17 protein-coding genes are annotated in these 13,915 nt (G+C 35.2%); 13 read left to right on the top strand and 4 right to left on the bottom strand.

Annotated features, from left to right (window positions below):
* Positions 1-3: 3 nt before the first annotated feature.
* The 4 genes from spoVAE to F0362_RS19995 all read left to right on the top strand — a co-directional run bounded on the left by spoVAE (position 4) and on the right by F0362_RS19995 (position 3,288).
* On the top strand, positions 4-354 hold the full coding sequence (spoVAE, locus tag F0362_RS20010; RefSeq protein WP_000348323.1) for a stage V sporulation protein AE: 351 nt from the start codon (positions 4-6) through the stop codon (positions 352-354).
* Between the two features lie 5 nt (positions 355-359).
* A complete protein-coding gene (locus tag F0362_RS20005; RefSeq protein ID WP_001254416.1) occupies positions 360-929 on the top strand; it encodes a stage V sporulation protein SpoVABEA in 570 nt (189 codons plus the stop codon).
* Positions 916-2,388, top strand: coding sequence for a spore germination protein SpoVAF (gene spoVAF, locus F0362_RS20000; RefSeq protein ID WP_149889933.1), 1,473 nt, complete (start codon positions 916-918; stop codon positions 2,386-2,388). The genes F0362_RS20005 and spoVAF overlap by 14 nt, the downstream gene beginning before the upstream one ends.
* A gap of 96 nt (positions 2,389-2,484) precedes the next feature.
* Positions 2,485-3,288, top strand: coding sequence for a Cof-type HAD-IIB family hydrolase (locus F0362_RS19995; RefSeq protein ID WP_002048921.1), 804 nt, complete (start codon positions 2,485-2,487; stop codon positions 3,286-3,288).
* A gap of 30 nt (positions 3,289-3,318) precedes the next feature.
* Here the strand turns inward: F0362_RS19995 and F0362_RS19990 are convergent, their stop codons facing one another.
* Positions 3,319-4,185 (bottom strand): DUF1002 domain-containing protein, encoded by an 867-nt coding sequence (locus tag F0362_RS19990; RefSeq protein ID WP_000850510.1) that lies wholly within the window; start codon positions 4,183-4,185, stop codon positions 3,319-3,321.
* Between the two features lie 188 nt (positions 4,186-4,373).
* Here F0362_RS19990 and F0362_RS19985 point away from each other — a divergent pair, with 188 nt between their 5' ends.
* Together F0362_RS19985 and ribT are read left to right on the top strand one after the other, a co-directional pair.
* A complete protein-coding gene (locus F0362_RS19985) occupies positions 4,374-4,811 on the top strand; it encodes a peptidylprolyl isomerase (RefSeq protein ID WP_000853789.1) in 438 nt (145 codons plus the stop codon).
* A gap of 471 nt (positions 4,812-5,282) precedes the next feature.
* Positions 5,283-5,651: a GNAT family N-acetyltransferase RibT gene (ribT, locus tag F0362_RS19980; protein WP_000908405.1), complete on the top strand. Its 369-nt coding sequence runs from the start codon at positions 5,283-5,285 to the stop codon at positions 5,649-5,651.
* Positions 5,652-5,671: 20 nt separating this feature from the next.
* Here ribT and F0362_RS19975 read toward each other — a convergent pair whose 3' ends face one another.
* Positions 5,672-6,190, bottom strand: coding sequence for a DUF309 domain-containing protein (locus tag F0362_RS19975; protein ID WP_149889932.1), 519 nt, complete (start codon positions 6,188-6,190; stop codon positions 5,672-5,674).
* Between the two features lie 98 nt (positions 6,191-6,288).
* On the bottom strand, positions 6,289-6,384 hold the full coding sequence (locus F0362_RS19970; RefSeq protein ID WP_000510194.1) for a YjcZ family sporulation protein: 96 nt from the start codon (positions 6,382-6,384) through the stop codon (positions 6,289-6,291).
* A 169-nt stretch (positions 6,385-6,553) separates the two neighbouring features.
* Between F0362_RS19970 and scpA the strand changes: the two genes are divergently transcribed.
* The 6 genes from scpA (at position 6,554) to phnF (ending at position 11,823) form a co-directional block, all read left to right on the top strand.
* A complete protein-coding gene (gene scpA / locus F0362_RS19965) occupies positions 6,554-7,297 on the top strand; it encodes a segregation/condensation protein A (protein ID WP_001199746.1) in 744 nt (247 codons plus the stop codon).
* 160 nt (positions 7,298-7,457) lie between these two features.
* On the top strand, positions 7,458-8,030 hold the full coding sequence (scpB, locus tag F0362_RS19955; protein WP_000375175.1) for a segregation/condensation protein ScpB: 573 nt from the start codon (positions 7,458-7,460) through the stop codon (positions 8,028-8,030).
* A gap of 79 nt (positions 8,031-8,109) precedes the next feature.
* On the top strand, positions 8,110-9,012 hold the full coding sequence (locus tag F0362_RS19950) for a ComEC/Rec2 family competence protein (RefSeq protein WP_000676376.1): 903 nt from the start codon (positions 8,110-8,112) through the stop codon (positions 9,010-9,012).
* A gap of 214 nt (positions 9,013-9,226) precedes the next feature.
* Complete coding sequence (gene nagA / locus F0362_RS19945) at positions 9,227-10,369, top strand: N-acetylglucosamine-6-phosphate deacetylase (protein ID WP_000856951.1); 1,143 nt, start codon at positions 9,227-9,229, stop codon at positions 10,367-10,369.
* Positions 10,370-10,373: 4 nt separating this feature from the next.
* Complete coding sequence (gene nagB / locus F0362_RS19940; RefSeq protein WP_001024199.1) at positions 10,374-11,162, top strand: glucosamine-6-phosphate deaminase; 789 nt, start codon at positions 10,374-10,376, stop codon at positions 11,160-11,162.
* A complete protein-coding gene (phnF, locus tag F0362_RS19935; RefSeq protein ID WP_073990542.1) occupies positions 11,092-11,823 on the top strand; it encodes a phosphonate metabolism transcriptional regulator PhnF in 732 nt (243 codons plus the stop codon). The genes nagB and phnF overlap by 71 nt, the downstream gene beginning before the upstream one ends.
* Before the next feature lie 73 nt (positions 11,824-11,896).
* Here the strand turns inward: phnF and F0362_RS19930 are convergent, their stop codons facing one another.
* A complete protein-coding gene (locus F0362_RS19930; protein ID WP_000594219.1) occupies positions 11,897-12,703 on the bottom strand; it encodes a Cof-type HAD-IIB family hydrolase in 807 nt (268 codons plus the stop codon).
* A gap of 165 nt (positions 12,704-12,868) precedes the next feature.
* Between F0362_RS19930 and glcT the strand changes: the two genes are divergently transcribed.
* Positions 12,869-13,717, top strand: coding sequence for a glucose PTS transporter transcription antiterminator GlcT (gene glcT, locus F0362_RS19925; RefSeq protein ID WP_000073869.1), 849 nt, complete (start codon positions 12,869-12,871; stop codon positions 13,715-13,717).
* The last annotated feature ends 198 nt before the right edge of the window (positions 13,718-13,915 follow it).

The following is a 13,915-nucleotide window of genomic DNA, read 5'->3' as shown; positions in this document are numbered from 1 at the left end:
ATTGTGGATTTTGTATATGCATTTCTTGTAGGAGGAGCGATTTGTGTAATTGGACAAGTATTGTTAGATTTTGCAAAGTTAACACCGGCCCATTTAATGGCAAGTTTTGTAGTTGTCGGAGCCATTTTAGACGGATTCGGATTGTATGATAAGCTTATAAAATTTTCAGGTGCTGGAGCAACAGTCCCTATTACAAGTTTTGGACATTCACTATTACACGGAGCAATGCATGCGGCGGAAAAACATGGGTATTTAGGAATTGGTATCGGCATGTTTAGTTTAACGTCTGCGGGCATTTCCGCAGCTATATTATTTTCATTTTTTGTAGCACTTATATGTAAACCGAAAGGATAAATCAAATGAGACGAAGGGTTGTTTTGGTAACAGATGGAGATGAATATGCAAAGCGGACAATTGAGCTGTTAACAAAGGAATTTGGGGGCAGGTGTATTTCAGCATCGCAAAGTAATCCAACCAAATTGACAGGGAAGAAAGTTGTTGAGCTTATTATGCAAACGCCATATGACCCTGTATTTGTCATGTTTGATGACAGTGGATTTATTGGAGAAGGATCTGGTGAAAAGGCTTTAAAATATGTAGCCACACATAAACAAATTGATGTACTTGGTATTTTAGCGGTAGCATCTAATACACATCATTGGGAATGGGCGCGTGTAGATGTAAGCGTAGATCGGAATGGGAATTTAACAGAATACGGTGTTGATAAATTTGGACTTCCAGATGGTGAAATTGGCAGGATTAGTGGGGATACGATTTATTGTTTAGATGATTTGAATGTTCCAGTCATTGTGGGGGTCGGTGATATTGGCAAGATGTGTGGAAATGATGAATGGGAGCGAGGATCACCTATTACTAGAAAAGCAATTCAATTAATTTTGGAAAGGAGTGGGTTTTATGACGAAGCCTAAAAAAGTGAATATCCCGATTTCGTCTTTTTTAAGTGATAATGAAAATTACTTAAAGCAAACTGTTGGATTGGGTGTCACATATGATGTTGGTATTCGTAAATTTCAAATTTTAAACAAAGAAATTGGTGTGTTATTTGTAAATGGACTTTGTGATACGAATTATATTATCCCTATTTTAGAAGAAGCGGTGGATACAAATGAAATAAGGGATGTAGAAGAAGATACAGTAAAGCTTTTAGAGAATCGTTTAATTCATCAACAAGTAAGTAAAGTAAAAACGATGGATGAAGTAATGCTCCAAGTATTATCAGGGCTTATTGTTATATTTGTGGAAGGTGAAACGGAAGCTTTTGCAATTGATGTTCGTAGTTATCCGGGGCGGACACCGACAGAACCAGATACAGAAAAGGTAGTACGTGGTGCAAGGGATGGTTTTGTTGAAAATATTGTTGTAAATACAGCGTTAATCCGTAGAAGGATCCGCGACCCACGTCTTCGAAATGAAATGGTTCGAGTAGGGGATAGATCACAAACCGATATTTGTATTACATATGTACAAGATGTTGCAAATCCAGATTTAGTGAAGATTATAAAACAAGAATTAAATAATATTGAAGTAGATGGGATTACGATGGCGGATAAAACGGTGGAAGAATTTGTAGTCAAACAAGGTTATAATCCATTCCCGCTTATTCGCTACACAGAAAGGCCAGATGTAGCAGCGAACCATTTGTTAGAAGGACATGTGTTAGTACTTGCTGATACATCACCAAGTGCTATGATCACTCCAACAACATATTTCCACCATTTACAGCATGCAGAAGAATTTAGACAAAATCCAGCTGTAGGTACATTTTTACGTTGGGTACGTTTTTTAGGTGTTATTTTCTCGTTATTTTTATTACCATTTTGGTTAGTATTTGTATTTGATCCAACTCTTTTGCCACCGAATCTTGCTTTTATTGGACCGACTAAGATGACGCATTTACCAATTTTATTACAAGTGTTAATGGCAGAGGTCGGACTTGAGTTTTTAAGAATGGCTGCCATTCACACTCCGACGTCGTTATCGTCTGCGGCGGGGTTAATTTCTGCTATATTAATTGGTCAAATTGCCATTGATGTAGGGTTGTTTGTACCAGAAGTTATTTTATATGTAGCTGTTTCGATGATTGGGGCATATGCAACACCGAGCTATGAATTAGGACTAGGAAATAAGGTTGGGAAATTGTTTGTAATTATTTTAACAGGTCTCTTCCATGAGATAGGGTTTGTAATTGGAATGACGATATTGATTTTATTTTTAACGTCTATAAAAAGTTTACAAACACCGTATTTATGGCCGTTTCTACCATTTGATTGGGGCGCGTTAACGAAAATTTTACTCCGACCAACTATGTCTAGTTTAAAAGTGCGTCCTAGTATTGTGCGACCTCAAAATGTAAGAAGACAAAAATAAACGGGATTATGCTCCCGTTTATTTTTTTATTGAAAATTTATTTTTTTTTAACAAAAACCAAACATTTTTTGTGTACACTTAGAGTAGATATTGTGTATGAAAGGGGAAGAGGACATGATTAAATTATTTGTAAGTGATTTAGATGACACGCTCGTTTACAATGTGAATGATATGCAAAAAGAAGATGAACGTGCACTTTGTTGGCTAGCTGAAAAAGGGACAAATATTTGTTTTGCCTCTGGCCGCTTTACTCACCGAATTGATGAAGTCGTAAAAAAGTTTTCATTCCCGTATTACACAACAGGTTTAAATGGGGCGACAATGTTACTGCCGGACGGTAAAATATTTCATGAATCAAGTTTTGAAGATAGTGTTGCCCAGGAAATATATCGATATATACATAACAAAGGACTAGCAGATATTGTTTGTGCAAATGAGCAGCGATATACAAAAAGAAAAAATGAAAATCATCATACTTTTGAAGAGTATATGGGGGTACATATTGCTGAAATAGAAGCGTTAGAAGAAGAATTTGGTAAGACTGTACATCCAGCGAAATTATTTGTATTTGGAGAAGAAGAGAAAATTGTAGCATTAGATCAAGAGTTACGAAATACGTTTCACAGTGAAGCGGAAGTTTTTATATCAGGTAAACGTTATGTTGATATTATGCCAAGGGGTGTAAGTAAGGGGAGTGCTTTAAGGCGACTAATGGAACATTTAAAAATTGAAGCAAATGAAGTTGCCTGCATTGGAGATTCTTTTAATGACATTTCAATGTTTGAAGTAACCCCGCATTCATTTACTCTTCATCATGCTCATCCATATGTGAAGAAGAAAGCAAATCATGTTGTTCGTTCGGTTGAAGAAGCTGTTATGAAATTACCGTTACTTGTATAAAAAAGAAGCTCGTCACTGACGAGCTTCTTTTTACTTGAATAAAGATTTAACAAAATCAATGATGCTTGAGAAGAAATCTTTCACTTTATCTAGGAAACTTTGCCCTTCTTCAGACCCTAAAAAGGCAGAAACGTGTTCTTTTGCTTTATTTAACTGACTGCCAACTTGATTCCAATCGATATTAAGATTTTTCATTTTATCAAATAACGCTACTAAGTTATCCAACTGTTCATCCGTTAATGTAATGCCGAGTTGATCAGCAATTTTTTTAATTAATGAACGTAAATCTTCCGTTGTTTTTGGCTGCTCTTTTGCAATCTCTTCTTTAATTTTTGCAACAAGTTGAACTGCTTTTTCTTCACCAATTTTATCACCGAGCTGGGCCGTTTGCACCATTTCTTCATTGGCTACTTTTTTTACTTCCTCAGGAATTGCTTTGTTCGATGTTGTTTCATAGGCCTTCATTAAACCTGTTAAAGCAGCAGTTCCTGAAACTTTAAATGGTGCAGTAATTTGAATCTCTGCATCTTTCACACCTGCTGTAATAAGTGCGTTTGTGTACATTGCATCTGTTATTGAATTAATGTTTTTTGAACGTACAATGAGACCAGATCCTGGCTTTGTGTATGTAATCATAGAAGAGGAAATTGCTCGCGTACCAATTTGTGCTTTTGGAACAATTCCTTCTAGAAATTTATGTTCTTCCGCATTAGACACAGTAATAATTGTAGCATCTTTCGGTGCTTTCATTTCTTTTAACAGATCTTGTTTTTGTTGTTCAGATAAGTTTTCTCCTAGTGTAACAATTGATTCTCCCTCAATGATGTCTGCAAATGAAGCTGTTGGCATCATAAATACCGTTACAGCTAATAGCAGAGCTAGTAATTTCGTTTTCACGAAAAATCGCTCCCTTTCTCTTTCTAAAATTTTCGGGCAACACAGTTATTATAGTATATATTTCTTATTTGTCACCTAGCTTTGTCCACATTTCGAAAAAGAAGTATGTAGATTGTCGGATTCTTTTTTGTTTCTAGTCATGAATGTGGTAATATAGTGCTGAGATACTTGAAAGGAGACATATACATATGAAAACTTTAGGATATATATTAATGGAAAATGGTGAAAAAATCGAATTGGAATTTTTCCCAGAAGAAGCACCGAAAACAGTAGAAAACTTTAAAAAATTAGCAGAGCAAGGATTTTATGATGGTGTGACATTCCACCGCGTTATTCCTGGCTTCGTAAGCCAAGGTGGAGACCCAACAGGAACAGGTGCAGGTGGCCCAGGTTACTCTATCCCATGTGAGACTGATGGAAATCCTCATAGACACCTTGTAGGATCACTTTCTATGGCACATGCTGGCCGTAACACAGGTGGTAGCCAATTCTTTGTTGTTCATGAGCCACAACCGCATTTAGATGGCGTACATACTGTATTTGGTAAAGCGACAAGCGGTATTGAAACAGTATTAAACATGCGTCAAGGCGATGTAATGAAAGAAGTTAAAGTTTGGGAAGAGTAAGTTATGGAAAAAGGGAGCTTTTGCTCTCTTTTTTATTTTTTTAATAGGAATGAGTATTTTCTTTACAGTACATGATACAAACTGTACTGTAATTGTTGCTAAAATATATGACTTATGAGAACAAACTTTTAACAAATTACATAGAATACACTAGATTATATGTTTCAATAAACATTTTTTATTATATTAATTTTGCTAGAATTAAGTTGCTCTATGGTGACTAATAATGAAGCGGTAATGAGTAGCGGATGTTACTTTTAACTATCATATAGCATTGTCTTTTTTTAAAATCTACTTAGAAAGAAATAGTACTGAAACATATATTTGACTTTCTTCTTTTCGCTTTGTATGATTATCAAGTTGTTTTAGGCTCTTCTCACTCTGTTGAAAATATTGTAAAATGAATGTGATATGAAAAGAGTGATTGAGGGGATTCATAGTTTGTAACTTTTGTAAGAAGGGATAAGGGTTATGTTAATTCGTTTTAAAAAAAGTTATGAAAAAATTGCAATGGGGCTTCTTTCGTTTATGCCAACTGAAAAAGATGTGAAAACATTACAATTGACAATGAAAGAGTATGAAGCGAAAGAGGATTGGCAATTGTATTTGTGGAAGCAAAATGAAGATTTTGTTGGAATAATGGGGATTGTAAAAAAAGAGAATCAAGTATTAGAAATTCAGCATTTGAGTGTGAACCCGTCTCATCGTCATATGGGAATTGGGACGATGATGGTTCAAGAGTTAAAGAGCAAATTTCTTGAGTTTACAATTTGCGGAAATGAGCAAACAGCAAGTTTTTGCGAAAAGTGTAAAGGGCTTGAACAAAATATACATTCATGAAAGCAGGGATAAGTAGTTTATTATCTCTGCTTTCTTTTTTGTAATTGTTCTTTGCGTTCAGTGATGACTTCTGTTCGATCACGTAATGTGTGCTTGTGTAGGATATATTCACTAGGAGTAGCGTTCATATCTTTCCACGGAAGGTTTTGTTTCTGACATAACTGCATACATTTCTTTTCTAATGATGTGTCCGATAATGGTAAAAATAACGGTACAAAACTTTCTTTTTTTTGTATAGATTGCACTCTTTCATTGAGTAAGGGTAGAAGTTGCGTTTGATTGATTCCTAAACGTTGTAAAAGTGCACTGTTTTTTTCTAAAATTGTGATTGCACTTTTCATCATCTTTGTGGCGCCATTCCAGTTAGTGCGTCTTTGGTGGTATAAAGAAACTGCCACTTGAATGAGACCGACTAAGTAATCATCACGATTTTCTCTCGGTTTGGTTTTCCAATACTCTTCCAATATTTCGTGACATTCAAAATAGTCATAGTCTCCGTGAAAATGAATTAAAAATTGTATGTATTCGGTAGGATACATATTTTTCGCCCCTATCTAACGGTTATAAATACAAGTGTATCATAGAAATATGAACAATAAACGACTAGGGGATTTTCCCTAGTCGTTTATTGTTCATGTTAGCAGAAGCAAGCTGCCCCTACAATAATTAGTAAAATAAACAGTACAACAAGTAATGCGAACCCACCGCTAAAACCGCAATCAACGTGACCCATAGTTTTTTGACCTCCTACATTGTTCTTACTACACTGTTATCATATGAAGCTGTGGGCATGATGACATAGGCATAGGTCTATTTTTAATTAAATTTCTTAAAAAGGTTGGATAGAACATGAGTATGCTCTATACTTATGTTGTTATAGAAAAAATGTGGTGGGATGCTTTGTGCAGTATAATTTTAAAGTAGAGGCTTTTGAAGGGCCTTTAGATCTATTGTTACATTTAATACATCGTTATGAAATTGATATATATAATATTCCTGTAGCGGATATTACAGAACAATATTTGTCTTATGTCCATACGATGAAAGAACTACAATTAGATGTTGCAAGTGAGTATTTAGTAATGGCTGCAACGTTATTGCAAATTAAAAGTAAAATGTTGTTGCCGAAACATGAAGAAGATGTACTTGATAATGGTGATGACTTTATTGATGACCCTCGTCAAGAATTGATGGAGAGGTTAATTGAATATAAGAAATATAAGCAAGTTGCTACTGAGTTAAAAGAAAGAGAACAAGAAAGAGCACAGCTATATACACGTCCGCCAATTGATTTTGCATCGTTGCAACAAGAAGAGGAGACAAGCTTACCTCTTGATGTTACGTTATATGATATGCTAGCGGCATTTCAAAAATTAATGCGCCGTAAAAAAGCAAAGAAACCTGTAACAGCACGAGTTACTCGTCAAGAAATACCAATTGAACAACGAATGGCTGATATTCTAAAACAGTTAGAAATAAAAGGTGGCCGTCAAAGTTTTTATGATTTGTTTGCTGATGAAGAACGTGAAATAATGGTTGTAACATTTTTAGCGGTTCTTGAGCTTATGAAAAAACAACAAATTAGCATAGAACAAGAACATAATTTTGATGAAATTTTTGTATCGAGTTCTAATAAATCCCCATAGAGCTTGTATGGGAAATGGGATAGAGAAACAGTTTATCTCATGTTACGTTTTAATGAATCGTTTGGAACAAGAAAAGAAATATTGAACCGAACGCATTGATTGTGATTCGGTTTTTTGATGTGTATTTTTAATGAGAAAATAGGAGGAAGGAGCTCGGACAATGGATAGAAAAGAACAAAAATCAATCATTGAAGGGCTTTTGTTTGTTTCTGGTGATGAAGGGATTTATCCAGAACAAATAGCGAAAGTTCTTGAAATTGAAGTGAATGAAGTAATAGATATTTTAGAAGAAATGCAAAAAGAATATGAAGGTGCACATCGCGGTTTGCAAATTGTACAATATGCAAAAGTATATCGCTTTGCTACAAAGAAAGAACATGCTTCGTACTATCAGAAATTAATAGATATCCCAACAGCTGCCTCACTCTCTCAAGCTGCTCTTGAAACGTTAGCGATCGTTGCATATCGTCAACCGATTACAAGGACAGAAATGGAAGAGATTCGAGGGGTAAAAACGGACAAGGCACTACAAACGTTAGTTTCACACTTACTTATAAAAGAAACTGGCCGAGCAGAAGGTCCAGGGCGTCCTATTTTATATGGAACGACAAAAGAATTTTTGGACACATTTGGATTGAAAACATTAGATGATTTACCGCTACTTTCTGAAGAGAGTGAACAGATGAATGAAGCAGATTTATTCTTCGGTTCTTTACAAGAAATATCAAAATAAAAGCTTAGCATTTTGCTAAGCTTTTTTTGTATATCAATTATATCCCGTGCCATACTAAGTGAAAAAAAGGAGACGAGTTATGAAGGGTATACGAAGTATTTTGTTGTTAATTTCTGTTTTATTATGTTTTTCTTTAAATAGTACCTCGGCTAAAAGATATATGATGTCTATTCATGCTACGTCTCCTTTACATATGCAGCGGCAACATCTTAGTAAAATGCAAGTGAACTTTTTAAAAGTTGGACAAGGTGATGCAACACTTATTGTATTGCCAAATGGACAAACAATGTTAATTGATGGAGGACCTTATGAAGCAGGAGAGGTTATTATTCAAAAACTAATCGAAAAAGGGATAAACCATTTAGATGTTATTGTCAGTACGCATCCTGATATGGATCATATTGGTGGACTAATTCCGATTGTAGAGCAAATGCCGGTCTCACTTATACTAGATAGTGGAAAAACATATAGCTCTTTTACATATCATACGTATCGAAATAATATTAAGAAAAGGGGAATACCTTTTGTTTCGGTAAAGGAAGGACAATATATACCGCTAGATCCACATGTTTCTATACAGGTATTAAACAATGGGAAATCGAAAGATGAAAATAATGAATCCTCAATTGTTTTAAAGGTTCGATATGGAAAGGCTGACTTTTTATTGATGGGCGATGCTGATGTACGGACGGAACATGAGATATTAAAGCAATTTGATGTACATGCAGATATATTAAAAGTTGGGCATCATGGCTCATATACTTCAACAAGTGAAACGTTTATAAAAAAAGTAGAACCACAGTTCGCTATTCTTTCGTATGGGAGTAGCAATCCGTATGGCCATCCTCACCAAAGTGTAGTAAGGAGATTGAAACGGCACGGTATAATGATATATGGAACAAATAAACGCACTGTAGAAGTGAATACAGATGGGGAACATATTATGATAGGGTCTAGTGGATTCATGCCATTATTGAAGTAATTCATACATTAGAGATGGAGACCGTCCCTTTTTGGAAAAAATGAATAACATATATTATAATTACGAGAGACGTAATTATAATATATGTTTCGTTAAACAAAATGGAAATTTCATTAGAATGTATAGACAACTACTCGTGCATATATTAAGATGGAATTAGGCGAATAAGGTAATAAGAACAAGTAGGAAAGTTCATGGGAAAGGGTCGATGAAAATGAAAACGCAAATTGTCATCAATGCCAAAATTTACACAGGTCAAGAAGTAGTGGAAAACGGATTTATTCGTTACGCAGAAACAATTAAAGAAATTGGTTTGATGGCTCAATATGTACCACAAGAAGATGAAACTGTTATTGATGCTACAGGGAAGATTGTAATTCCAGGTATGATTGATGTTCATATTCATGGTGGATACGATATTGATGCGATGGATGCAAATAGCGATGGATTAGTAACTCTAGGTAAAGAAATGTTAAAAGAAGGGGTTACAACTTACTTCCCGACAACAATGACACAAGCTCCAGAAGCGATAGAAGCGGCACTAAGTGCTGCAAAGGAAGCGAAAGAAAAAGGAGCACATTTCGAATATATTCATTTAGAAGGACCGTATGTTTCAAAAAAACGTGCAGGTGCACAACCACTAGAACATATCGTTCCTGCGAATATTGAACAGTTTAAACAATGGCAGGAAGCAAGCGGTAATTTAATTAAGTTAGTCACATATGCACCAGAGGAAGAAGGAGCATTAGAGTTTGAACAGTATCTTGCTGAAACTGGTGTTGTTGGCACAATGGGGCATACAGATGCAATTGATGCGCAACTAAAAAATAGAAACATTACACATGCAACACATTTGTACAATCAAATGCGTGGATTACATCACCGTGAACCAGGAGTTGTTGGTCATGTGTTATTAAATCCAGATGTAATGGTTGAAGTAATTACAGATGGCATTCATATTCACCCTGATATGGTGAAATTAGCATATAAATTAAAAGGACCGAAAAAAGTAAGTGTCATTACTGACGCAATGCGAGCAAAAGGTCTTGAAGATGGATTATATGAACTTGGCGGACAGCCAGTACATGTAAAAGATGGTAGTGCTCGATTAGAAGATGGAACGTTAGCTGGTAGTATTCTAAAAATGGATCAAGCTTTCCGAAATGTAATTGAATTTACAGGATGTTCAATCGAAGACGCAGTACGTATGACATCAGTTAACCAGGCAGAAGAGTTTGGATTAAATAAAAAAGGTGCGTTAGCGGTAGGGAAAGATGCAGACTTTGTTGTGATGACTGAAAATTTACATGTATATGATACCGTTCGTTTAGGAATTCATATGAAGGAAGGGAAGTAATTAAATGAATATTCTTGTTGTAAAAACTCCAGAAGAATTAGCAGAAGCAGGTTATAAATTAATTGAAGAAGTTGTAAAATCAAAAGAAAATCCAACATTAGGAATGGCTACAGGAAGCTCTCCATTAGGTATTTATGCAGAAATGCGAAAAAATAAACTTGATACAAGTCATGCAACCACTGTAAACTTAGATGAGTACGTAAATTTACCACACGAAGATAAAAACAGCTATCACTATTTCATGCAAGAACAGTTGTTTGATTATCTTCCATTTAAACAAACTTATGTACCAAACGGGATGGCAAGTGATTTAGAGGAAGAGTGCACACGTTACGAGAGCATTCTAGCTGCTAACCCAGTTGACCTACAGATTCTTGGAATCGGTGAAAACGGTCACATCGGATTTAACGAGCCAGGAACAGCATTTAATTCTCCAACTAACATTGTTGAATTAACAGAATCTACACGCCAAGCAAACCTTCGTTTCTTCGAAAAAGAAGAAGATGTGCCAACTCATGCGATTACAATGGGAATTGGAAGCATTATGAAAGCAAAACAAATTCTACTTGTTGCTATGGGGCCTAAAAAGGCAGAAGCACTTAAAGAGTTATTGCAAGGTGAATATAGTGAAGCGTGTCCTGCTACAGTTTTACAACGTCATCCGAATGTAACCGTAATCGCTGATCAAGAAGCTCTATCTTTATGCAGTGAGGCGATTGCTGATGAACATCGACAAGTATTCACCATTTCCGATCTATTATCAGATTCAAGAGTGGGTGAAACAGCTAATTGAGGACGGCGAATGGAAGCCGGGAGACAAAATCCCATCTGAGAATGAACTTTGTGATAAGTTCGAAGTGAGTCGTATGACAATCAGACAGGCGATTAATAATTTAGTGGAACAAGGCTATTTATATCGGAAACGTGGAATTGGAACGTTTGTCCAACTTCCGAAAGTGGAACAAAAATTGCAAGGAATGACGGGATTCACAGAAGATATGATTTCTCGCGGGATGAACCCAAGTAGTCAATTACTTAGTTTCCGCCTAGTTCCAGCTACTGCGAAAATAGCAGACCGGTTGAGAATACAGGAGGGGGAGTCGGTTTATGAAGTGAGGCGTATTCGCTTAGCTGATGATGAACCGATTGCTTTTGAGACGACATATTTGTCGCCAGCTCTTGTAAAAGATATTAACGAAGAAATATTGCAACAATCTTTATATGAACATTTAGAGAAAAAACTGGGCTTTAAGCTTGTTAGCGCTACTCAATCAATTGAAGCTTCCATTGCAACGGATAATGAAGCTGAACATCTGCATATTCCTAAAAAGGCGCCTGTGCTTGTAATGCGCCAATGGTCATATTCAGAAGGTGAGATACCGTTAGAGTATGTGAAATGTATTTATCGTGGGGATCGTTATAAATTTATTACAAACATCGCACGTAACAAATAATATATTTCAGTTTGTAAAGTACAGTAAATTTTAAAGTGTTTAACATGTAAAGAAATAAAAATACGACTCATCCTTATAAGGAGTGAGTCGTATTTTTATTATGAGTAATTACGTGGTTAACAGCATCTTTAACCGTATTTACTACATAGTGAGCGTGCTCTTTTACTGCGTCATCTGCTTGAGACATAGCAAAACTGTGAGGAGTTAAAGAGAACATTGGAATATCATTATAAGAATCCCCTATGCAAGCAATTTCCTCTGGTTGTATTTGAAATTCTTTTAATAAAATAGAAATAGCAGAACCTTTACTAATATTAGGTGGCATTACATCTAAACATTGTTCTGCCGAAATGAAGGTGCTAACTTTCCCATGAAATTTTTCATCAATTTTTTTCTGAAGGAGTTGTAAGCTTTCCTTCGTTCCACCGACAGAAATTTTATTTGGAAAAATTGTATCATCAATTTTCTGTAATAGATTAGGTTCTTCAACAGAAGTCATCGTTACTTGTTGTTCAAGTTCATGAATAAACGGTGTTTTTTCTTCAATGTAGTAGCTATGTTCATCACTTACATAACGGAAATAAGGGTCTTCATTTGTCATAGCTAACAAATCTGGAAGAATGCTGGAATCGAAAGTTGCAGATAATAGCTTCTTATTTTCATGTGTATATACAAAAACACCATTTACACTAATGCGATGGAAATTTGTATTAACCGCTCTCATTAAGTCTGCAATTTCATTATCAAGTCTTCCAGAAGCGAAACAAAGAATTACATTTTGTTCAGCTAAGCTGCGCAAAGCGATAATATCTTGTTCGTCGATAAAACCTCCGTGTTGCATCATTGTTCCATCAATATCACTTACAAACATTTTAATCATGTTGCAATCTCCTTTCTATGTACAGTTGCCCTTACATTATACGCATCATATACAAACATGTCTAAAAAATGAATTTTTATTAAATGGTAGATGTTTTACATTGACGACAAAGAAGAATATTCTGTAACATAAAAGCAGGCTATTTAAGTACGAGGGTGGTGTTATATGAGTAATTATCTAGAAATTAAAAAAGTTTTAAATAATAATGTCATCATTGCTAGCCATCCTGAACACGAGGAAGTAGTAGTGATTGGTAAAGGAATTGGATTTGGAAAAAAAGCGAAAGATGTATTGGAGCAATTACAAATTGAAAAAATGTTTGTTTTAAAAAATGAACGTGATCGAGAACAATACAAACTGTTAGTGCCGCATGTGAGTGAAAAATTAATTGAATTAATGAATGACATTATGTTCTACATTCAAGAAAAGGCAAAATCGCCATTAAATGAACATATTCACATCGCTTTAACAGATCATATTTCTTTTGCAGTTAAGCGGTTAAAACAAGGACTTACAATAGATAATCCTTTTCTGGTTGAAACGAAAATGCTATATCCAGAAGAATACGAAATTGCTGAAGGTGTTGTAGACCTTTTAAATTCTCGTTTGCAAATTACATTGCCAGAAGGAGAAATTGGTTTTATTGCACTCCATATTTACAGTTCACTTACAAATTCAGATTTATCTTCAGTTAATCAAAACTCCCGTCTCATTGCACAACTTGTATCTTTAATTGAAACAAGCTTACAAATTACATTAGACCAAGAAAGTATTCACTATTTGCGCCTTATTCGTCATTTACAATATGCTATTGAACGGGTGAAAAAGGGAGAAAAAGTTGAGGAATCACAAAGCTTTGCTGATTTATTAAAGGCAGAATATCCCGTCTGTTATAATTTAGCCTGGAAGCTGGTTAAGGTCATGCAAAAAGAATTGCAATTGCCTGTATATGAAGCTGAAAGTATTTATTTAACAATGCACTTGCAACGATTAGTGAAAGCGGAGCATGTGTAAAAAGACATATATTTTTGTCTAAAATGAAAACGTTAAAAAAAATCATTGAATCGCTTACAATAGTTATGTATAATAACTATTGCAAAGTTATACAAATTTCGACAAACACATTAAGGTAAGTAACGAAAACGTTTGCCTTAATTATAGTGAACTTATACGTAAACCTATTTTTGACACGTGTTACTGATTCGATCAGGC

Origin of the sequence: Bacillus sp. BS98, from assembly GCF_008432245.1 — a bacterium.
In the GTDB taxonomy this organism is placed as follows: Bacteria; Bacillota; Bacilli; order Bacillales; family Bacillaceae_G; genus Bacillus_A; species Bacillus_A toyonensis.
This window is presented reverse-complemented; position numbering and strand designations above follow the sequence as displayed.